Annotated in this window: 14 protein-coding genes and 1 tRNA gene; 10 read left to right on the top strand and 5 right to left on the bottom strand. The window is 31.0% G+C overall.

Annotated features, from left to right (window positions below; translation table 11 throughout):
• Window positions 1-7 precede the first annotated feature (7 nt).
• A complete protein-coding gene (locus B5464_RS04855; RefSeq protein ID WP_079737436.1) occupies window positions 8-3,115 on the bottom strand; it encodes a DUF2723 domain-containing protein in 3,108 nt (1,035 codons plus the stop codon).
• Window positions 3,116-3,287: 172 nt separating this feature from the next.
• Between B5464_RS04855 and B5464_RS04850 the strand changes: the two genes are divergently transcribed.
• From B5464_RS04850 to B5464_RS04840, 3 genes are all read left to right on the top strand, one after another.
• Window positions 3,288-3,359, top strand: a tRNA-Gln gene (locus B5464_RS04850).
• 74 nt (window positions 3,360-3,433) lie between these two features.
• Window positions 3,434-3,955, top strand: a complete 522-nt coding sequence (locus B5464_RS04845) for a DUF421 domain-containing protein (RefSeq protein WP_079737435.1) — start codon at window positions 3,434-3,436, stop codon at window positions 3,953-3,955.
• Window positions 3,956-4,065: 110 nt separating this feature from the next.
• Complete coding sequence (locus tag B5464_RS04840; protein WP_079737434.1) at window positions 4,066-4,464, top strand: VOC family protein; 399 nt, start codon at window positions 4,066-4,068, stop codon at window positions 4,462-4,464.
• 72 nt (window positions 4,465-4,536) lie between these two features.
• On the opposite strand, the gene thrC is transcribed toward B5464_RS04840, so the two are convergent.
• From thrC to B5464_RS04820, 4 genes are all read right to left on the bottom strand, one after another.
• Entirely contained in the window at window positions 4,537-5,820 is a 1,284-nt protein-coding gene (thrC, locus tag B5464_RS04835) for a threonine synthase (RefSeq protein ID WP_079738971.1), read from the bottom strand.
• 93 nt (window positions 5,821-5,913) lie between these two features.
• On the bottom strand, window positions 5,914-6,843 hold the full coding sequence (locus tag B5464_RS04830) for a homoserine kinase (RefSeq protein WP_079738970.1): 930 nt from the start codon (window positions 6,841-6,843) through the stop codon (window positions 5,914-5,916).
• A gap of 4 nt (window positions 6,844-6,847) precedes the next feature.
• Window positions 6,848-9,286: a bifunctional aspartate kinase/homoserine dehydrogenase I gene (gene thrA / locus B5464_RS04825; RefSeq protein ID WP_079737433.1), complete on the bottom strand. Its 2,439-nt coding sequence runs from the start codon at window positions 9,284-9,286 to the stop codon at window positions 6,848-6,850.
• A gap of 318 nt (window positions 9,287-9,604) precedes the next feature.
• Window positions 9,605-11,164, bottom strand: a complete 1,560-nt coding sequence (locus tag B5464_RS04820) for a hypothetical protein (RefSeq protein ID WP_079737432.1) — start codon at window positions 11,162-11,164, stop codon at window positions 9,605-9,607.
• Window positions 11,165-11,296: 132 nt separating this feature from the next.
• Here B5464_RS04820 and B5464_RS04815 point away from each other — a divergent pair, with 132 nt between their 5' ends.
• The 7 genes from B5464_RS04815 to ilvA all read left to right on the top strand — a co-directional run bounded on the left by B5464_RS04815 (window position 11,297) and on the right by ilvA (window position 20,776).
• Window positions 11,297-12,472 (top strand): 2-isopropylmalate synthase, encoded by a 1,176-nt coding sequence (locus B5464_RS04815; RefSeq protein WP_079737431.1) that lies wholly within the window; start codon window positions 11,297-11,299, stop codon window positions 12,470-12,472.
• 18 nt (window positions 12,473-12,490) lie between these two features.
• Window positions 12,491-13,612 (top strand): 3-isopropylmalate dehydrogenase, encoded by a 1,122-nt coding sequence (gene leuB / locus B5464_RS04810; RefSeq protein ID WP_079737430.1) that lies wholly within the window; start codon window positions 12,491-12,493, stop codon window positions 13,610-13,612.
• Between the two features lie 313 nt (window positions 13,613-13,925).
• Window positions 13,926-15,602: a dihydroxy-acid dehydratase gene (gene ilvD, locus B5464_RS04805; protein WP_079737429.1), complete on the top strand. Its 1,677-nt coding sequence runs from the start codon at window positions 13,926-13,928 to the stop codon at window positions 15,600-15,602.
• Between the two features lie 85 nt (window positions 15,603-15,687).
• Entirely contained in the window at window positions 15,688-17,421 is a 1,734-nt protein-coding gene (gene ilvB / locus B5464_RS04800) for a biosynthetic-type acetolactate synthase large subunit (RefSeq protein WP_079737428.1), read from the top strand.
• Window position 17,422: 1 nt separating this feature from the next.
• Window positions 17,423-17,953: an acetolactate synthase small subunit gene (gene ilvN / locus B5464_RS04795; RefSeq protein ID WP_077810270.1), complete on the top strand. Its 531-nt coding sequence runs from the start codon at window positions 17,423-17,425 to the stop codon at window positions 17,951-17,953.
• Between the two features lie 10 nt (window positions 17,954-17,963).
• The gene (gene ilvC / locus B5464_RS04790; RefSeq protein ID WP_079737427.1) at window positions 17,964-19,439 is read left to right on the top strand and encodes a ketol-acid reductoisomerase; all 1,476 of its coding nucleotides are present in this window, start codon (window positions 17,964-17,966) and stop codon (window positions 19,437-19,439) included.
• A gap of 74 nt (window positions 19,440-19,513) precedes the next feature.
• Window positions 19,514-20,776 (top strand): threonine ammonia-lyase IlvA, encoded by a 1,263-nt coding sequence (ilvA, locus tag B5464_RS04785; protein ID WP_079738969.1) that lies wholly within the window; start codon window positions 19,514-19,516, stop codon window positions 20,774-20,776.
• Window positions 20,777-20,887: the final 111 nt, after the last annotated feature.

Genomic DNA, 20,887 nt, shown 5'->3' with positions numbered 1-20,887 from the left:
TTTTGTGTTACTCTTCGTCTGGCATTAAATGCCCAAAAAGTTTTACAGTGTCCATAAAATCTGTCTGAATTTTAGAAACGTAATCTTTATCATTGCTACCTCTTTCTACTTGATCTATTAGGTTCTTAAACATGTATAAAGATTGGTCTATTTCATCAAAAATTAAATCACTATCATTTTTGTCAAACGTACTTAACCAAGTTAGTTTTTCGATTATTAATCTACTTAGTGTTTCTGCTGTTGCTTTTGCTTTATTGTTTTCTCCTAAATTATAATACATTTCTGGATACCCCAAAGATAAACTGTAGTGATCAAAATCTTCAATAGGCATTTTGCTTAAAGATAAGTCTAATACTTCTACAGCTTTAATTGTGTCACCTTGTTTTGCAAAAGCATCAGATAAGCGCATTAGGCTGTTTCTAAGTGAAATTGCATTTCTTTTTGTTTGTTCGTCTAAATAGATTTCGCCACTATTTATATTTTTCCAATCTAGTTTATTAATGTTGGCGTACATTTTATCAGCATCTATTCTACCAATATCAAACAAACTTACTTCTCTTGGTCTGCCAGCTTCGTCTATATATTTTGCTGGCGTTTTAATTGGTACTAATTTAAAAGCCAAACCATCTAACTGTAAATAGTCTTTTAACCAAATATATTCTTCATCGGCATTTGCACCACCAGTAAAGTAAATTGGGCGTTTCCAGTCGTTATTTGCTAAGATATCTAACATTAAAAGGCGGTTTTTTGTAATGCCTCTATCATCAATAGTAATATCTATAAAGTCTACAATTTTGTCTGCATCTTTTTGTGCAACAATTCCGCTTTTTAAAACGTTTTCTTTGTTTACAGGAATTCTAATTCTGTTTGTAGGATAATATTTTTCTTTGATATTTTCTTCTTCAACAATATAATAAGTTGCATCACTATCAGAAGAAATCCAACGCATAAAATCTTTAATTTCTATAATAGAGTCTTTAAATCTTGGGTGTTCTATATGATATGCAATATCTAAACTACCATATTTATATTGATCGTGGTTTAATTGAGACGGAATCGGAGGAGCATCATAAGTTGCTCTTTTCATTTGGTCGATATACCAATCTGTAGCAAATAAACTTGTGTTTACTAGCTTTAAATCGATTCTAATACCTTCTACTTCTTGCATGTACCAAAGCGGGAAAGTATCATTATCTCCAATGGTAAACATAATTGCGTTTTCATCGCAACTTTCTAAATAAGCTTGTGCGTTTAAACGTGTTGTATATCTATTAGATCTATCGTGATCGTCCCAGTTTTCTGATGCCATTAATGTTGGAACTGCTAAAAGTGTTATTACAGAAACTACAATTGCAATCGTTTTTTTATTGGCAACACTCTTTAAGTATTCATAAAGTGCTAGAACTCCAAAGCCAATCCATATTGCAAAAATGTAAAAACTACCTACAACCGCATAATCTCTTTCTCTAGGTTCAAAAGGTTTTGGGTTTGTGTAAAATATAATTGCAAAACCAGTAAAAGCGAAAAATAAGAAAAGTGTAAAGAAGTTTTCCTTATCCCATTTTACTTGAAAAAATAAACCGATTAATCCTAAAATTAATGGTAAAAAATAATATTTATTTCTTCCTTTATTTTCTAAAACTTGAGACGGTAATTGTTGCTGAGAGCCTAATCGAACTTCGTCGATAGCATCGATACCGCTAATCCAGTTTCCGTTAAATAAATCTAATCGACCTTGAATATCGTTTTGTCTTCCAACAAAATTCCACATAAAATAACGACCATACATATAACCAAATTGATAGCTAAACATAAACCTTAGGTTTTCGCCAAAAGTGGGTCTTCTTTTACTGTTTAAAGGAATACCTGCAATTTTTTTATACATTTCTTCGGATGCAGGATCTACCATTCTTGGAATAAAACCTTTATGCTTATCAGAATAATTTGGTACAACATTCTTGTATTTATTTACAATAACATATTTCCCATTTTTCTTTTCGTATTTAGGCTTGTCATCCTTTAAAGGATTGTTTGCATCTTGTTCTCTGCTGTATTTATTAGAGTAATAAGTGTCGTAAAACACATTTGCGTCACCATATTGCTCACGTTCGTAATAGGCTAATAATTCTCTAGCACTAGAAGGGTTGTTTTCGTTAATTGTAGTGTTTGCGTTTGCTCTAATTGGTAACATCATCCAAGACGAGAAACCAATCATAATAAATAAAATAGCAAGTATTAGTGTATTTGTGTGTACTTTTTTCTTTTTTCGAGTGTATTTTAATCCGAAGAAGAAAAGAGCCATTAGAATAATTGCTGCAATAATACTACCAGAATTGTATGGTAAGCCAATTGTATTAATAAAAAATAATTCTGAAGCACTAAAAAACTTAAGTGTAAAAGGAAATAAAAACTTAAAAACAAAAGCTAAAACAAAAACAGATAAAACTGTTGCAATAGCTGTAGATTTTAGATTGATGTTTTTATAAGTCTTAAAGAAATATAACATTACAATTGCAGGAATTACAAGTAATGATAAAATATGAACACCAAAAGATAAACCAACAACAAAACTTATTAGAATTAGCCATTTGTTACCACGTGCAGTGTGTAATTCACTTTCCCATTTAAGACCTAGCCAAAATAAAATAGCCATTAAAAAAGAAGACATCGCATACACTTCTCCTTCTACGGCACTAAACCAAAAACTATCAGAAAAAGTATAGGCTAAAGAACCTACAATACTACTTCCTAAAATTGCTATATAGCTACCATCTGTTAATTTTCCTGATTTTAAAGCTAATTTTTCACCTAAATTGGTAATAGTCCAGAACATAAACAAAATAGTAAATGCACTAGCTAAAGCAGACATAAAGTTTACCATTTTGGCAATTTCAGAACTTTCTGATGTAAACATTGCAAAAAATGCGCCTAACATTTGAAATAAAGGTGCACCTGGCGGATGCCCAACTTCTAGTTTTACAGAAGTTGCTATATATTCTCCAACATCCCAAGCACTAACTGTTGGTTCTATTGTTAAAGAGTAGGTTATTAGCGCAATTACAAATGTGAACCATCCTAAAATGATATTCCATTTTTTAAAGTTTGCTGATGTCATAAGAAATACTTAATTATGTGTGGGCGAATTTAACAATAAATAAATATATAAACATTTAAAAGTGGGTATTTAGACTTAAAAAAGCTCATAAATCTTTGTTAAAGAAAAAAAATATTTAAAAATGTTTGTGAGTTTAAAAGAAAGTTTTAAATTTGCACCCGCATTAAAGCATTGGCCTATGGTGTAATTGGTAACACACCGGTTTTTGGTACCGACATTCAAGGTTCGAGTCCTTGTAGGCCAACAAAAAAGTCCTAACAAATTAAATTTGTTAGGACTTTTTATTTGTTTCTTATATTTTTATACAAAAATAAGAACATGAAAGAATGGATTTTTACCAATTATAATACACTGCAATTTATATTTATATCTTGTTTGGGTATCTATATTATCATAATATTACTCACTAAAATTTTCGGCAAACGTAGCTTTTCTAAAATGTCTAGTTTCGATTTTGCTTGCACAATTGCAATAGGTTCTATTATTGCATCAACATTACTGTCTAAATCGGTTTCTTTATTTGAAGGTGTATTTGGTTTGACTACAATTTATGTATTACAAGGCGTAACCGCATATTTAAGAAGGTTTCAGTTTTTTAGAAATATTGTAGATAACGAGCCTTTATTTTTAATGAAGAATGATCAAATTTTGTGGGAAAACCTTAAAAAGGCACAGGTTACCGAAGGAGATTTAAGAGCGAAGTTAAGAGAAGCAAATGTTTTAAAATTATCTGAAGTAAAAGCTGTAATTTTTGAGACTACAGGTGATATTTCTGTTTTACATTCATCAGAAGAATTATCTGTAGATGATTGGTTGATTAAAGATGTCTTAGATCGCTAATTTATCTAAAAATAGAGATAGCGTTAATATAAAAATCATTTAAGCTAAAGCATAAAGTAGTAGTATTCTATTTTTGAATCATAGAATATTAATCTTTAAAATTTAGAAAAATGAAAGTACAATCTTATTTAGCGTTCGATGGAAATTGTCAAGAGGCATTAAATTTTTATGGAGAATTATTTGATGCAAAAGTAGAGAATAGAATAACATACGAAGACAAGAAAATTGATGTGCCATCATCATATAGAAAAAAACTACAACACGCAGAATTAAAAGGTAAAGGTGTTAATTTTATGGCTTATGATGCTGCGCCAGATACTCCAATAAATTCTGGAAATCAAGTGCATATGAGTGTAGATTTTAATCAAAAAGAAGAAGCAAAATCTGTTTTTGAAAATTTATCTAAAAACGGAGTTGTGCATCACGAGTTTAGAGAAAGAGAATGGGGTTTTTTTGGAAGATGTACAGATGAGTTTGGTGTAAATTGGATGGTAAATGCTAAAAACTAAATTTCTATTATAACATAAAAAAAAGGATTACAGCTCTGTTGTAATCCTTTTTTTTTATGCTTTAAAAAGTTATTATTTTAACAGAAAATCTTTTAAGTCTTGATAATTAGAAACTTTTAAAGAAACTTTTTTATTATTAATTACCTTTTTTATTTGTTTAGGAATTTCAACTTTAACAGGCAATGTTTCTTCTACAACATCTAAAAACTTAACAGGATGCGCAGTTTCTAAAAACACACCAAAATCACTATCTTTTAATTTATATTCTTGTAAACCTAGATAACCAACAGCGCCATGAGGGTCTGCAACATAACCAGAGTTTTTATAAATTTCTTTCATTGTCGCTTTTGTTTCATCATCAGAAAAACTGTAAGAAGAAAATGCATTTTTTAAAGCTTCTAAATCATTGTTAAATAATTCTTGAATTCTTATAAAGTTACTTGGATTCCCAACATCCATAGCATTAGAAATAGTTGCTTTTGATGGTTTTGGCTTGTAAACGCCATCTTTTAAGTAGTTTGGAACCGTGTCATTAACGTTTGTTGATGCAACAAAATGCTTTACAGGTAAGCCAATTTTCTGAGCCATAATTCCGGCACAAATATTACCAAAGTTTCCGCTAGGAACAGAAAAAACAATATCTTTATGTTGCTTATGTAGTTCTTTGTAAGCAAAGAAAAAATAGAACATCTGCGGTAACCATCTAGCTACATTAATAGAATTTGCAGAGGTTAAAGTTTTGGTTATTTCTTCATCTAAAAAAGCAGTTTTTACCATTTCTTGGCAATCGTCAAAAACACCATCTACTTCTAAAGCTATTATATTTTGTCCTAAAGTTGTTAATTGTTTTTCTTGAATGTCGCTTACTTTGCCTGAAGGGTATAAAATAACAACATTTACACCTTTTGCACCTAAAAATCCATTCGCTACCGCGCCACCTGTGTCTCCGGAAGTTGCAACCAAAACAGTTACTTCTTCTGAATTGTCTTTATTAAAATATTCTAGGCATTGTGCCATAAATTTTGCACCAACATCTTTAAAAGCCATTGTTGGTCCGTGAAAAAGCTCTAAAGACGCAATATTTTTATCAACCTTCACCAAAGGAAAATCGAATGAAACTGTATTTGCAATTATTTCTTTTAATTTTTCTGTTGGAATTTCATCACCTACAAATTGCTTAATTACTTCATAAGCAATTTCATGATTAGAGTAATCTGATATATTTTCGATGAAATCGCTAGAAAGTGGCGTGATATTATCTGGAAAATAAATTCCTCTATCTTTTGCTAAACCTTGTACAACGGCGTTTTTAAATGTTGATTTTGGTGATTTATGATGTAAACTGTAATAGTTCATTTTTTTTTGATTATTAGTCATTGCGAGAGAAAAAAAGCAACCGACTTGTTAAAAAGAGATTACTTTAGTCTTTTTCTTCCTGCGTAATGACGATTAATTACTATTTAATATTTTCATACCATTAGGATTTACTTTCGAAATGTACATTTCAAAATCGATACCTGTTTGTTTGTAAGTTTCTTTGATGCTTTGATGTACTTTATTCGCAATTTCATCACCTTTACAAAGTGCAAAAATTGTTGGACCAGAACCACTAATTCCGGCACCTAAAGCACCTGCTTTTAAAGCACTGTTTTTTACGTTGTCAAAAAATGGAATTAATTTTTTTCGATGCGGTTCTACTATAATATCAACCAAAGAATTACTAATTAATTGATAATTGTTTGTGTATAAACCGCTAATTAACCCACCAACATTTGCCCATTGTGTAACCGCATCGTTTAAGGCTATTTTAGAAGGTAATACTTCTCTAGCATCTTTTGTTTTTACTTCTATCTGCGGATGAATAGCAATAGCTCTTAACTCATTTGGTACAGGTAATTTTATGATTTCTAAAGGCTCGTAGCTTCTAACCAATACAAAACCACCATAAATTGCAGCTGCAACATTATCTGCAATTGCAGAACCGCAAGCAACTTTTTCGCCAAACATAGCAAATTTTGTAAGTTCTAAATTAGAAAACACGTTGTTAAGTAATTTATTTGTACCAAAAGCAGCACCCGCAGCACTTGCAGCAGAACTACCTAAGCCGCTACCCGGAGAAAAACCTTTGTGAATTGTTAAAGCTACGCCAAAATCTGCATTTGAATCTTCTAGCATTTTTTTTACTACTGCACTTGCTGCATTTTTATCAACATTATATGTTAAATTTGCGCCTGTAATATTTGTTATTTTAACTCCTTTTTCTTGCGTTTTTGTAAAAGTCATTTCATCGCCAATAGCATCAACAGCAAAGCCAAGAGAATCAAATCCGCAAGAAACATTGGCAACTGTTGCTGGAGAAAATATTTTTAGATAATTCATCATTTTATTGATTTGCAATTCTAATAACATCAGCAAAAATACCAGAAGCAGTAACATCTGCACCAGCACCAGCACCTTTTATAATTAATGGATTTTCTGGATATCTTTCTGTAAAGAAAAGTACAATATTATCGCTACCTTCTAAATTATAAAAAGGATGATCTGCAGAAATATGTTGTAAACCAACATTTGCTTTACCGTTTTCGAATTCGGCAACATACTTTAATCTACACTCTTTATCGTTTGCTTCTTGAAAAATATGCTGAAAATGTGTTTCATTTTTAATTAACGAATCATAAAAATCTTTGTTATTTGAAGTTGCAAGACTTTCTTCTAGCAAAAAAGAATTGTTTGTAATGTCTTCTAATTCTAAATTATAGCCACTTTCTCTAGCTAAAATTAAAATTTTTCTAGCAACATCTACACCGCTTAAATCTATTTTTGGATCTGGTTCTGTATAACCTTCTTTTTGAGCTTCTGCCACAACATCATGAAAAGTTGCATCTTCATCAAAATTATTAAAAACAAAGTTTAAGCTACCAGATAAAACTGCTTGAATTTTATGAATTCTATCGCCAGAATTTATCAAGTTTTTTAGCGTGTCTATAATTGGTAAACCGGCACCAACGTTTGTTTCGAATAAAAATGAAGCATTATATTTTCTAGAAACTTCTTTTAAGGTTTTGTAATTACTAAAGCTAGATGCGCAAGCAATTTTATTACAAGTAACTACAGAAATACTTTCACGTAAATATTTTTCGTAAATTTCTGAGACTTCTTTATTTGCTGTATTATCTACAAACACACTGTTTACTAGGTTGCAAGCTTTAACTTTATTGTAAAAACTATCAAGACTAGTTGGTTCGCCGTTATTTAAAGCCTCTTTCCAGTTTTTTAGGTTGATACCGCTTTCATCAAAAAACATTTTTTTAGAATTTGCAATACCAATCACTTTAATTTTTAATTTTAAGTTTTCTTTTAAAAACTTTTTTTGCTGATTAATTTGAGCTAAAAATCGTTCGCCAACATTACCAACACCTGTAACAAAAAGGTTTAATTGTTTTATTTTTTCTTCAAAAAATTGCTCGTGTAAAGTTGTAAGAGCCTTTTTAGCATCATATTTATTAATTACTGCAGAAATGTTTTTTTCTGATGAACCTTGTGCAATTGCTCTAACATTTACGTTGTTTCTACCCAATGCGCTAAACATTTGACCGCTTAAACCTTGATGATTTTTCATGCTTTCGCCAACAACAGCAATTATTGCCAAATTACTTTCTACAATAATTGGTTTTATTTTTTTTCTAGCAATTTCTATGCTAAAAGTTTCTTCTAATAATTCTTTTGATTTTAAAGCATCATTTTCATAAACACCAACACAAATAGAATGTTCTGAAGAAGCCTGAGTTATAAAAACTACATTTATTTTTTCTTGAGAAAGTGTTTCGAATAAACGTTTCGAAAAACCTGGAATTCCAATCATTCCGCCACCTTCTAAAGTAATTAAGCTGATGTCTTCAATATGAGAAATTCCTTTAACTCCGTTATTGTTTTTTGGGTTTTTAGAAATTAAAGTTCCGCTATTTTCTGGATCGAAAGTGTTTTTAATTCTAATAGGGATTTCTTTTCTTAAAGATGGCTGAATTGTTGGTGGATACAATACTTTTGCTCCGAAATGAGATAATTCCATTGCTTCTTCATAAGAAATTTCTGAAATAGGAAAAGCTTGTTTTACAATTCTAGGATTTGCTGTGTACATTCCGCTAACATCTGTCCAGATTTGAAGCTCATTAGCATCTAATGCAGCTGCATAAATAGAAGCTGTAAAATCTGAACCACCTCTACCTAAAGTGGTAGTTTCTTTAGCGGAATTAGATGCAATAAATCCGCCTAAAATAACAACTTGATTATTATTGTTGTTAAAGTAAGTGGTAATGTTTTCGTTAGAAATTTTAAAATTAACCTGTGCGTTTAAGTGATTGTTGTTCGTAATTATTAAATCTCTACTTTCTTTATGGCTAGCATTTAAAGTTTCTTTAGCAGCATTGGCAATAATAAAAGAAGATAATCTTTCGCCAAAACTAGCAACTTTTGCTAATGTTTTATCAGATAATTCTTGTAGTAAAAAGATACCTTCGTAAATAGAATTTAATCTTTTAAATAAGTTAAAAACTTCTTTTGAAACTACATCCATATCTTTAGTGATAAGGTTTTCTATAATTTCAAAATGTAAATTTTTTATAGTTTCTAAAGTGTTTTTAGCAATATTGATATCAACAATAGCCTCGTTTGCAGCGGCCAAAAGTTTGTCTGTGGTTTTACCAAAAGCAGAAACAACAATTGCTACTTTTTCATTTTTAGATTCTTTAGCAATTATGGCTAAAACTTTTTCTATGTTTTCTGAGCTTGCGACAGATGATCCGCCAAATTTTAATACTTTCATTGGTAATGAATAGTTTGTGTAATTTATTTTTTATTGATGTAACTTCGAGAAATCGAAATTATGTATAACCTAAGGTGATATGAATATATAAAAACCCCTAAAGGGTAATTGTTGTAGAAGATGTGCGTGTAATAGTAGCCATAGAAATACCAACTATAGAAATAGTTTTTAAAGTTTTTGTATGTAAATTAGAATTACTCACGCAACAAATGTATTATTTATATTTAATAGCGACTTAAATAATGAGAATTATTTTAACTTTTAGGTTAATTTATGTGTAATATGTAAAATTTAAGTATTAAAAATATAAATATGAAATTATTTTGAAATCAATTTTGATTTTTCTTTAATTATTGTAGCTATAGTTTTGTTTTCGATCTTACTTTCTAACCAAGATAAAATATCTAAGTATAAAAAAGCTCTTTTTTCATACGGATGATTTTCGAAGACTTTAAGTTTTGCATGAATTTTTTTGAATTCGTTTTTAATTTCATGCGGAAAAACATCGCTTAAATCTCTAATAGAAGTTAAAAATACTTTTTGCACTTCTTGTAAGTTTTCCATTTTTAATAGAAACTTATAAGTGTCTACAAATTGTCTTTCTAAATCGTAATCTAAACCACATTCGTAATGTGCTATTAGGTTTAATATACGGGCAAAACACTGTAAATCTTCTGCGGAACTTAAGTTTTTAGACTTAATAATCTTTTGTAAATAAGCAATACATAACCTGTTTTCTCCCATTCCGAAGTACAAACATGCAATTTTATAATACAGCAGTACCACATAATGATTGTCTAATCTATTTTTGTACTTTTCTATTTTGTCATTTATAATTTCTACTAAATATTCACCTTGCTCGAAAGTTCCTTCTAAAAAGTGAAGGTGCAGTTTATTAGAGTAGAAATACAAAAAGATTAATAGTTCTGTATTTGTGTTTAACGGAATTTCTTTATTTTCTATTTCGGTTTCAAATGCAGCTAATTCTTCTTTAAATGTTGATGTTTTTTTTACTAAAAAAGAAGCTTCTAAAAGGTAGTTTTTAGATTTTAAATAAAAAACAGGATGTAAGTTGATTAATTTAGAATTGTCAAATAAATCGACACATTTTTTAGCGTATTTGTAACTAAGTAAAAAATCTTGAATCAGAAAACTATGCCACAAATGGGCTTTATATAACCAAAGCTTTTCTCTAAAACCTAAGTTTTGATATTTGTATTTAGGCATTTTGCTGTTAAAATACTTCTCTACAAACAATAATTCTTCTTCATTTTTTACATAGCCATTTTGTAATAAGTGACTATATAATTGCAGTGACAAATTCGAGAGTTTACTAGCGATAACATTCTGCTGACTTAGCTCTTTTGCTTGCACAGATAATTGATCTGCTCTTGTGCTAATACTTCTTGTTATATATTGTGTTTCTATTACCTTTTCTAATTCTACAATTTCGTAAGCAATATTTTTCTCTTCATTATCTAAAGCCATGTTTTTGGCTTTTTCTAGTAATTTTAAACTTTGTTTGTACAATCCTTTCTGGTAAAGTACGGTTGCAAAATCTAATTGTTCTCTTATTTGAATCCTTACATTTTTATGAGCAGGGTTTAAACGTAGACTAATTAATATTTGTTTATATAAATGCGCTTTTAAATTAGAAAGTTGTTGTTTAGATACGATTCCGCTTCCAATAATTACTTTTTCATCATAGACTTTTAGCTTTTCTAAAAACTTAAATAAAGAAAAAAACTTTGCATCAATATTACCACCCAATCGACCTACATATAGGTTAAATTGTCTCTTTTCAGACTTTGTTAAAGACTTAATAAGAACAAATAAAGCATCATTTTGTTGATTGACGGATGTAATGATTTTACTCATAATATATTGGTAGTCAGTTTTTTAAATATTTTTGATTTGTTTTAGAAATCGTGTATTGCCTAAAGTTAATAAATAGATTGGAAAGGCAAGATATATATTTGATTTATAATAAGGACAATCTTTATACAAATTATGCAAGACAATCAAGTACAAATTTTCGATACAACCCTTAGAGATGGAGAGCAAGTTCCTGGGTGTAAATTAGACACTAATCAAAAACTAGTAATTGCAGAGAGATTAGATTTATTGGGCGTAAATGTTATAGAAGCTGGTTTTCCTGTTTCTAGTCCTGGAGATTTTAATTCGGTTTCTGAAATTGCAAAAATTGTAAAAAACGCAACAGTTTGCGGTTTAACAAGAGCTGTAGAAAATGATATTAAAGTTGCAGCAGAGGCGTTAAAAAATGCAAAATTCCCAAGAATTCATACAGGTATTGGTACAAGTGATTCTCATATAAAATTTAAGTTTAATTCTACAAGAGAACAAGTTATAGAAAGAGCTGTAAAAGCCGTTTCTTATTCTAAGTCTTTTGTAAATGATGTAGAGTTTTATGCAGAAGATGCAGGTAGAACAGATAATGAGTATTTGGCAAGGGTTTGTGAAGCAGTAATTAAAGCAGGAGCAACAGTGTTAAATATTCCAGATACTACAGGATATTGTTTACCAGAAGAATATGGTGCAAAAATTAAGTATTTAAGAGAAAATGTAAAAGGTATAGAAAATGTAATTCTATCTTGTCATTGTCATAACGATTTAGGTATGGCTACTGCAAACTCTATTGCTGGTGTTATAAACGGAGCAAGACAAATAGAATGTACAATTAATGGTATTGGAGAAAGAGCAGGAAATACAGCTTTAGAAGAAGTTGTTATGGTTTTAAAACAACATCCTTACCTTAATTTAGAAACAACAGTTAACTCTAAATTATTATACGATACATCTATAATGGTAAGAGAAAGTATGGGTATGCCTGTGCAGCCAAACAAGGCAATAGTTGGTGCAAATGCATTTGCACATAGTTCTGGTATACATCAAGATGGTGTAATTAAAAACAGAGAAACCTATGAAATTATGGATCCTGAAGATGTAGGTGTAACAGAAAGTGCAATTGTTTTAACAGCAAGAAGCGGTAGAGCAGCATTGGCTTACAGAGCAAAAAAGATTGGTTACGAACTAACAAAAGTTCAACTAGATGAAGCGTATAGCTCTTTTTTAGAAACAGCAGACAAGCAAAAAGAAGTAAAAGATCAAGACATTCATAATATAATGAAAGAAGTAAATAAGACTTCTAAAATAGCAATGGCATAACAATTTAATAATAAAAGTATGAAATATACAATAGCAGTAATTCCGGGAGATGGTATTGGTCCAGAGGTTACCAATCAAGCAAAAAAAGCATTAGATGCTATTGCAGAAGTGTATGATCATATATTTTTGTACGAAGAAGCGCAAATGGGCGCATGTGCTATTGATGCAACAGGCAATCCTTTGCCAGATGAAACTATAAAAACTTGTAAAAATGCAGATGCAATTTTGTTTGGCGCTATTGGCGATCCAAAGTATGATAACGATCCATCTGCAAAAGTAAGACCAGAACAAGGTTTATTAAAATTAAGACAAACATTAGGTTTGTTTTGTAACGTTAGACCTGTAAAGGCTTATGATAGTTTAATTAAAAACTCTCCTTTAAAAAGAGAAATTATAAAAGGTACAGATATTGCAATTTTTAGAGAATTAACGGGCGGAATTTACTTCGGAAAAAAAGAAGTAAGCGAAGATGGTAAATCTGCTTTCGATGGTTGTTCTTATGATGTTGAAGAAATATCTAGAATTTCTCATTTAGCTTTTAAAGCTGCGCAAACTAGAAGAAAAAAAGTGACTTTGGTAGATAAAGCAAACGTTTTAGAAACTTCTCGTTTATGGAGAAAAACAGTTGCCGAAATTGCAAAACAGTATAAAGACGTTAAGTTAGAGTTTTTGTTTGTAGATAACGCTGCAATGCAGTTAATTTTAAACCCTAAACAATTTGATGTAATTCTTACAGAAAATTTATTTGGCGATATTATTTCTGATGAAGCAAGTGTAATTGGTGGTTCTATCGGTTTATTAGCGTCATCATCCTTAGGAAAAAGAAACGCTTTGTTCGAGCCAATTCATGGCTCTTTTCCACAAGCAAAAGGAAAAGATATAGCAAATCCCTTAGCGTCAATTTTATCTGCAGCTATGATGTTAGAACATTTAGGCTTGCATGAAGAAGCAGATGCAATCGAAAGAGCTGTAGAAAAATCTTTATTATTAGGTATTACTACAGAAGATATTAAAGGTAAAAATAAATATCCAGCATCAACATCTAAAGTAGGAGATTTTATAGCAGATTACATTTCTAATCAAGAAGATAGTAACCTTAATTTTAAGAATATTCACATGGGGCAAAGTACTATTATTTAATCCCTAGAATTCTGATAAAAAATATATGATGAAATCATTTTTAAATATTATTTCAATTACAAGCGTCATCGTAATTATTGCGGTTTGATGAGGAAGTTGTATTTATATTTTTATAAAACCTTCCACTTCAAATGGAAGGTTTTTTTATGATTTTTTCAAAAGTTGAATGTCATAATAATAAACAGTTAAAACACTTGTTTTCAATATTTTAAATATTAATTATAATCCCTGAATGTAAACGGTATCATTGCATTTTATGTAATGTAAATAGAGAAACATAGTAATTTAGTCAATAAATTGAACAAAACAATAAATGGAATTAAATAAACATAGCAAAAGGTTAACGCAAGACGAATCTCAACCAGCATCTCAAGCAATGTTATATGCAGTAGGCTTAACAGATGAAGATATGAGCAAAGCCCAAGTAGGTGTTGCAAGTACTGGTTATGATGGTAATCCTTGTAATATGCATTTAAATCGTTTAAAAGACGAGGTTAAAGTTGAATGTAATATTGCAGATATGGTAGGGTTAGGTTTTAATACCATTGGTGTTTCTGATGGGATTTCTATGGGAACTTCTGGTATGAACTATTCTTTAGTGTCTAGAGATATTATTGCAGATTCTATAGAAACTGTAATGAATGCTCAAAGTTACGATGCTGTTGTTGCAATTGTTGGTTGCGATAAAAATATGCCAGGTTCTATAATTGCTATGTTGCGTTTAAATAGACCAGCAATAATGATGTATGGTGGTTCTATTGCGTCTGGAAATTATAAAGGAAGAAAATTAAATATTGTTTCTGCATTTGAGGCTTTAGGACAAAAAGTTGCTGGAGAAATAGAGGAAGAGGAATATAAAGAAATTATAAAAAGAGCTATACCTGGTGCTGGCGCTTGTGGAGGTATGTATACAGCAAACACAATGGCGTCTGCTATAGAATGTATGGGTTTTGCTTTGCCTTATAATTCTTCAATTCCTGCAGAAAATCCAAATAAATTATCAGAAGCAGAAAGAACAGCAAGAGCAATTAAAAATCTATTAGAGTTAGATTTAAAACCTCTAGATATTATAACTAAAAAATCATTAGAAAACGCAGTGGCTTTAGTAAATGCTTTAGGTGGTTCTACAAATGCAGTATTGCACTTTTTAGCCATTGCGCATGCGGCAGAAATAGATTTTACTTTAGAAGATTTTCAAAGAGTTAGTGATAGAACTCCTTTAATTGCTGATTTAAAACCATCTGGTAAATATTTAATGGAAGATGTTCATGGAGTTGGAGGTACGCCTGCAATTATGAAATATTTATTGCAAGAAGGTTTTTTACATGGAGATTGTTTAACAGTAACTGGTAAAACTTTGGCTGAAAATTTAGAAGATGTAGAGGCAATGGAGTTTGAAGAGCAAGATGTAATTTTTCCGAGAGACAAGGCTTTAAAGTCTTCAGGAAATATTCAAATTATATACGGAAACTTAGCAACAGAAGGTGCTGTAGCAAAAATTTCTGGTAACGAAGGCTTGCTGTTTGAAGGAAAAGCAGTGGTTTATGATGGTGAGCAAGCTGCAAACGCAGGAATTTCTAACGGAGAGGTTGAAAAAGGAGATGTAGTCGTCATTAGGTATGTGGGGCCAAAAGGAGGACCAGGAATGCCAGAAATGTTAAAACCAACTTCTTTAATTATGGGTGCTGGTCTTGGTAAATCTGTAGCTTTAATTACAGATGGTCGTTTTTCTGGAGGAACTCATGGTTTTGTTGTTGGGCACATAACTCCGGAAGCACAAAATGGAGGAACAATTGGAGTGTTAAAAACAGGCGATAAAATTAGAATTAGTGCAGAAGACAATTCGATAAATGTTTTAATCTCTGATGAAGAATTAGCAGCTAGAAAAGCAAATTGGGTTGCGCCAGCATTAAAACATAAAAAAGGAATTTTATATAAATATGCAAAAACGGTGGCATCTGCTTCTAAAGGATGTGTTACTGATTTGTAGATTTTAAAAGATATAAAGAATATGAGGTGAGAGAAAGATTGAAGGTGTCTTTAATCTATTTTTCTTTAATCTAAAAATAAAAAATATGGAAACAAAAACCATAAAAAATAAAAATAATACGGCTAAAACTACGGAAAGAATTTCTGGTAGCGAGGCAATTGTTAGGTCTCTAATAGAGGAAGGGGCAGACATTATTTATGGATATCCTGGTGGTGCAATAATGCCGGTTTATGATGAGTTGTATAAATATCAAGATAAAATTCATCATGTATTAACACGTCACGAACAAGGTGCAACGCATTCGGCGCAAGGATATGCTAGAATTTCAGGAAAAGTTGGTGTTGCAATAGCTACTTCTGGGCCAGGAGCAACAAATTTAATTACTGGTATTGCAGATGCGCAAATAGATTCTACACCAATGGTGTGTATAACTGGGCAAGTTTTTTCTCATTTATTAGGTTCAGACGCTTTTCAAGAGACAGATATTGTCGGTATTTCTACTCCGGTAACAAAGTGGAATTGTCAAGTAACAAAAGCTTCAGATATTCCTGCGGCAATAGCAAAAGCTTTCTATATAGCAAAAAGCGGAAGACCAGGACCTGTTTTAATTGATATTACTAAGGATGCTCAAATGGATGAGCTTGATTTTTTCTATGAAAAATGTACGAAAGTAAGAAGTTATAATCCGATTCCTAAAACAGATGCGTCTTCTTTAAAAGCGGCAGCAGAAATTATTAATAATGCCAAAAAACCATTAATTGTTTGGGGGCAAGGTGTTGTTTTAAGTGAAGCTGAATCGCAATTAAAGGCAGTTATGGAAAAAGCAGACATACCTGCTGCTTGGACAATTCTAGGGGCTTCTGCAATTCCAACTTCACATCCATTAAATGTAGGTATGGTTGGTATGCATGGTAATTATGCGCCAAATAAATTAACTAACGAATGCGATGTGTTAATAGCTATAGGTATGCGTTTTGATGATCGTGTAACTGGTAGCTTGTCTACATACGCCAAACAAGCCAAAATAATTCATTTTGAAATTGATCCTGCCGAGGTAGATAAAAATGTTAAAACAGATGTCGCAGTTTTAGGTGATGCAAAGGCTAGTTTAGACTTGTTATTGCCATTGTTAAAAGAAGCAAAACATACAGGTTGGCTTCAAGAGTTTAAAGATTTGTACGAAGTTGAGTATGAAAAAGTAATAAAAAATGACCTATATCCTACGAAAGAAGGTATTACAATGGGTGAGGTTTTAAAAGAAATCAATATTCAGAGTAAAGGTGAAGCAGCTATAGTTTCTGATGTTGGACAACATCAAATGATTGCTTGTAGATATGCAGATTTTAATGTTACCAAAAGTAATATTACTTCTGGCGGATTAGGAACAATGGGGTTTGGTTTGCCAGCAGCAATAGGTGCAAAAATGGCTGCACCAGAGAGAGAGGTTGTTTCTATTTCTGGTGATGGTGGTTACCAAATGACAATTCAAGAATTAGGTACAATTTTTCAGCAAAAAGCAGCAGTAAAAGTAGTTGTTTTAAACAACGATTTTTTAGGAATGGTTCGTCAATGGCAACAACTGTTTTTTGATAAACGTTATGCTTCTACAGAAATGGTGAATCCAAATTTTGTAGCGATTGCAGAAGGGTACTACATTAAAGCTAAAAAAGTAACAAAAAGAGAAGAATTAGCAGATGCTGTTGCAGAAATGATGGCGAGTAAAGAGGCTTATTTTTTAGAGGTGTGTGTAGAGAAAGAAGATAATGTGTTTCCAATGATACCAACAGGAGCTAGTGTTTCGGATATAAGATTAGAATAAGATGAGTACAGAAAAACAATTATATACAGTATCTATTTACACCGAAAACAATATTGGTTTGTTAAATAGGATATCAGCAATTTTTCAAAGAAGACATATTAATATAGAGAGTTTAAATACTTCTCCTTCAGAAATAGAAGGTGTATCTAAATTTACAATTGTTGTAAATATGGATGAAATTAATATTAAGAAAATACTAGGTCAAATAGAAAAACAAGTAGAAGTAATTAAGGCATACTATCACAGTTTAGACGATATTATTTATCAAATATCTGGGTTGTTCAAGATTAAGTCTGAGCTTCTTTTTGAAGAGCGTCAAATTCAAAATATTATAAAAGAAAGTAATGCAAGAATTGTAACGGTAAACAAAGATTTTTTTATTCTAGAAAAATCAGGTAAAAAAGAAGAAATAGTAGCATTATATAATCAGTTAAGTGAGTTCGGCATTATGCAATATACTAGATCGGGCTTGATAGCAGTAACCAAAGAAGAAATGAAAATTTCTGAATTATTAGAAACATACAACAACTAAATAAATAAAAATGTCAAATTATTTTAACACATTAACATTAAGAGAAAAATTAGAGCAATTAGGAAAATGCCGTTTTATGGAAGCTTCTGAATTTGAAGACGGAGTAGAAGTATTAAAAGGGAAGAAAATTGTTATTGTAGGTTGTGGAGCACAAGGTTTAAATCAAGGTTTAAATATGAGAGAATCTGGCTTAGATATTTCTTATACTTTAAGACAGGCTGCAATAGATCAAAAAAGACAGTCTTATATCAATGCATCTTCAAATAATTTTGAAGTTGGTAGTTATGAAGAAATGTTGCCAACAGCAGATGTGGTAATTAATTTAACACCAGATAAGCAACATACAAATGTTGTAAATGCAGTAATGCCTTTAATGAAAAAAGGTGCTACTTTATCGTATTCTCACGGTTTTAATATTGTTGAAGAAGGAATGCAAGTTCGTGAAGATTTAACAGTAATTATGGTGGCGCCAAAGTCTCCAGGATCTGAAGTTAGAGAAGAGTATAAAAGAGGATTTGGAGTGCCAACCTTAATAGCAGTGCATCCAGAGAATGATCCAGAGGGAAAAGGTTGGGCACAAGCAAAGGCTTATGCAGTTGCAACAGGTGGTCATAAAGCAGGTGTTTTAGAGTCTTCTTTTGTTGCAGAAGTAAAATCTGATTTAATGGGAGAACAAACTATTTTATGTGGTTTGTTACAGACAGGAGCAATTTTATCTTTTGATAAAATGGTGGCAGAAGGAATTGAACCTGGTTATGCGGGTAAATTAATTCAGTATGGTTGGGAAACTGTAACAGAAGCTTTAAAACATGGAGGAATCACTAACATGATGGACAGATTGTCTAATCCTGCAAAAGTAGAAGCTTTTAGACTTTCTGAAGAATTAAAAGACATTATGCGTCCATTATTCCAAAAACATATGGATGATATTATGACAGGTCATTTTTCTAAAACTATGATGGAAGATTGGGCAAATGATGACAAGAATCTTTTAACTTGGAGAGCTGCAACAGGAGAAACTGCTTTTGAAAAACAAGTAATTACTTCTGATGAAATTTCAGAACAAGAGTATTTTGATCACGGAACGTTATTAGTTGCTTTTGTAAGATCTGGTGTAGAATTAGCTTTTGAAGCAATGACAGAGTCAGGAATTATTGATGCTTCTGCATATTATGAGTCTTTACATGAAACGCCATTAATTGCAAATACAATAGCAAGAATGAAATTGGCAGAAATGAATCGTGTAATTTCTGATACTGCAGAATATGGATGTTATTTGTTTGATCATGCGTGTAAACCTTTATTAACAGATTTCATGAAAAAGGTTTCAACAAACGTTATTGGTAAATCGTTTAGTTCAGAAAATGGTGTAGATAATATAGAGCTTATTAAAATAAATAAGATTATTAGAAATCATCCTGTAGAAATTGTAGGAGAGCAACTAAGAGCTTCTATGACAGCAATGAAAGTAGTAAAAACTGCGTAAAACGTATGTTTTAAATTTTTATAAAACCTGTCAGGATTTAATACCTGGCAGGTTTTTAATTTTATATAAAAATGATGCAACATAAAGATATTTATTATCCGAGTTTAGTGAATATAGAAAAAGCAGCAAGTAATTTACAAGGTGTTGCTTTTGAAACTCCTTTAAGTAAAAATCACAATCTCTCTAAAGAGTTAAATGCTAATATATTATTTAAAAGAGAAGATTTACAGGTAGTGCGTTCTTATAAAATTAGAGGTGCTTATAACAAAATGTCTTCTTTAAGTGATTTAGAAAAGCAAAACGGAATTGTATGTGCAAGCGCTGGTAATCATGCGCAAGGTGTAGCCTTATCTTGTAAATTATTACAGGTAAAAGGTACTATTTTTATGCCATCGCCAACACCAAAACAAAAAATTAATCAAGTTAAAATGTTTGGTGAAGATTATATTGATATTGTTATTGAAGGTGATACTTTTGATGATGCTTTTAATGCAGCAAAATTAGAATGTGATGCTAAAAACAAAACATTTATTCATCCTTTTAATGATCAAAAAGTTATTGAAGGACAGGCAACAGTTGGTTTAGAAATTTTAAATCAAGCAAAAGAAAAAATAGATTATGTTTTTGTTCCTATTGGTGGCGGAGGTTTATCAGCAGGATTGTCATCCGTATTTAAATACGTATCACCAAACACTAAAATAATAGGTGTAGAGCCAGAAGGAGCGCCATCAATGTTAACTTCTATAAGAAATAATAAAAATACTTTTTTAGACAAAATTGATGCTTTTGTAGATGGTGCCGCGGTAAAAAAAGTTGGAGATTTAAACTTTGACATTTGTAATAGAAATTTATCTAAAGTAATTACTGTACCAGAAGGTAAAATTTGTCAAACAATTTTAGATTTGTATAATAAAGATGCTATTGTTGTGGAACCTGCTGGTGCTTTAAGTATTGCTGCGTTAGATTTTTATGCTGATGAAATTAAAGGTAAAAATGTTGTTTGTGTGGTTAGTGGAAGTAATAATGATATTACAAGAACAGCGGAAATAAAAGAAAGAGCATTATTATATGCTAAATTAAAGCATTATTTTATTGTGAAATTTCCGCAAAGAGCAGGTGCGTTAAAAGAGTTTGTTGCCGAAATTCTTGGTCCTAATGATGATATTACACATTTTGAATATACAAAAAAAACAAACAGAGAAAATGGTGCCGCTGTAGTTGGTTTAGAGCTGAAATCATCTTTAGATTTAGAACCTTTAATTCAACGAATGAAAGATAAAAGCTTTTTTGGAGACTACTTAAATGATAAACCAGATTTGTTTCAGTTCTTAGTTTAAAAGAAACAACTTAAGAGTGAAATACATTTTGGCTTTTCGCTCTAAAAAGAACTGTTTTACACTTATTTTAGTTAATTTTGAACTCTAATTAAAGTAGTTTTTTTAGAGCTC

Source organism: Polaribacter sp. KT 15, from assembly GCF_900143115.1.
In the GTDB taxonomy this organism is placed as follows: Bacteria; Bacteroidota; Bacteroidia; order Flavobacteriales; family Flavobacteriaceae; genus Polaribacter; species Polaribacter marinaquae.
Note: the sequence above shows the minus strand (reverse complement) of the source record. Positions and strands in the feature narration are given on the sequence as shown.

Excerpts from the sequence above, each read along its gene's own strand:
- B5464_RS04855 (WP_079737436.1), bottom strand. The coding sequence starts at position 3,115 with ATGACATCAGCAAACTTTAAAAAATGGAATATCATTTTAGGATGGTTC.
- B5464_RS04845 (WP_079737435.1), top strand. The coding sequence starts at position 3,434 with ATGAAAGAATGGATTTTTACCAATTATAATACACTGCAATTTATATTT.
- B5464_RS04840 (WP_079737434.1), top strand. The coding sequence starts at position 4,066 with ATGAAAGTACAATCTTATTTAGCGTTCGATGGAAATTGTCAAGAGGCA.
- thrC (WP_079738971.1), bottom strand. The coding sequence starts at position 5,820 with ATGAACTATTACAGTTTACATCATAAATCACCAAAATCAACATTTAAA.
- B5464_RS04830 (WP_079738970.1), bottom strand. The coding sequence starts at position 6,843 with ATGAATTATCTAAAAATATTTTCTCCAGCAACAGTTGCCAATGTTTCT.
- thrA (WP_079737433.1), bottom strand. The coding sequence starts at position 9,286 with ATGAAAGTATTAAAATTTGGCGGATCATCTGTCGCAAGCTCAGAAAAC.
- B5464_RS04820 (WP_079737432.1), bottom strand. The coding sequence starts at position 11,164 with ATGAGTAAAATCATTACATCCGTCAATCAACAAAATGATGCTTTATTT.
- B5464_RS04815 (WP_079737431.1), top strand. The coding sequence starts at position 11,297 with ATGCAAGACAATCAAGTACAAATTTTCGATACAACCCTTAGAGATGGA.
- leuB (WP_079737430.1), top strand. The coding sequence starts at position 12,491 with ATGAAATATACAATAGCAGTAATTCCGGGAGATGGTATTGGTCCAGAG.
- ilvD (WP_079737429.1), top strand. The coding sequence starts at position 13,926 with ATGGAATTAAATAAACATAGCAAAAGGTTAACGCAAGACGAATCTCAA.
- ilvB (WP_079737428.1), top strand. The coding sequence starts at position 15,688 with ATGGAAACAAAAACCATAAAAAATAAAAATAATACGGCTAAAACTACG.
- ilvN (WP_077810270.1), top strand. The coding sequence starts at position 17,423 with ATGAGTACAGAAAAACAATTATATACAGTATCTATTTACACCGAAAAC.
- ilvC (WP_079737427.1), top strand. The coding sequence starts at position 17,964 with ATGTCAAATTATTTTAACACATTAACATTAAGAGAAAAATTAGAGCAA.
- ilvA (WP_079738969.1), top strand. The coding sequence starts at position 19,514 with ATGCAACATAAAGATATTTATTATCCGAGTTTAGTGAATATAGAAAAA.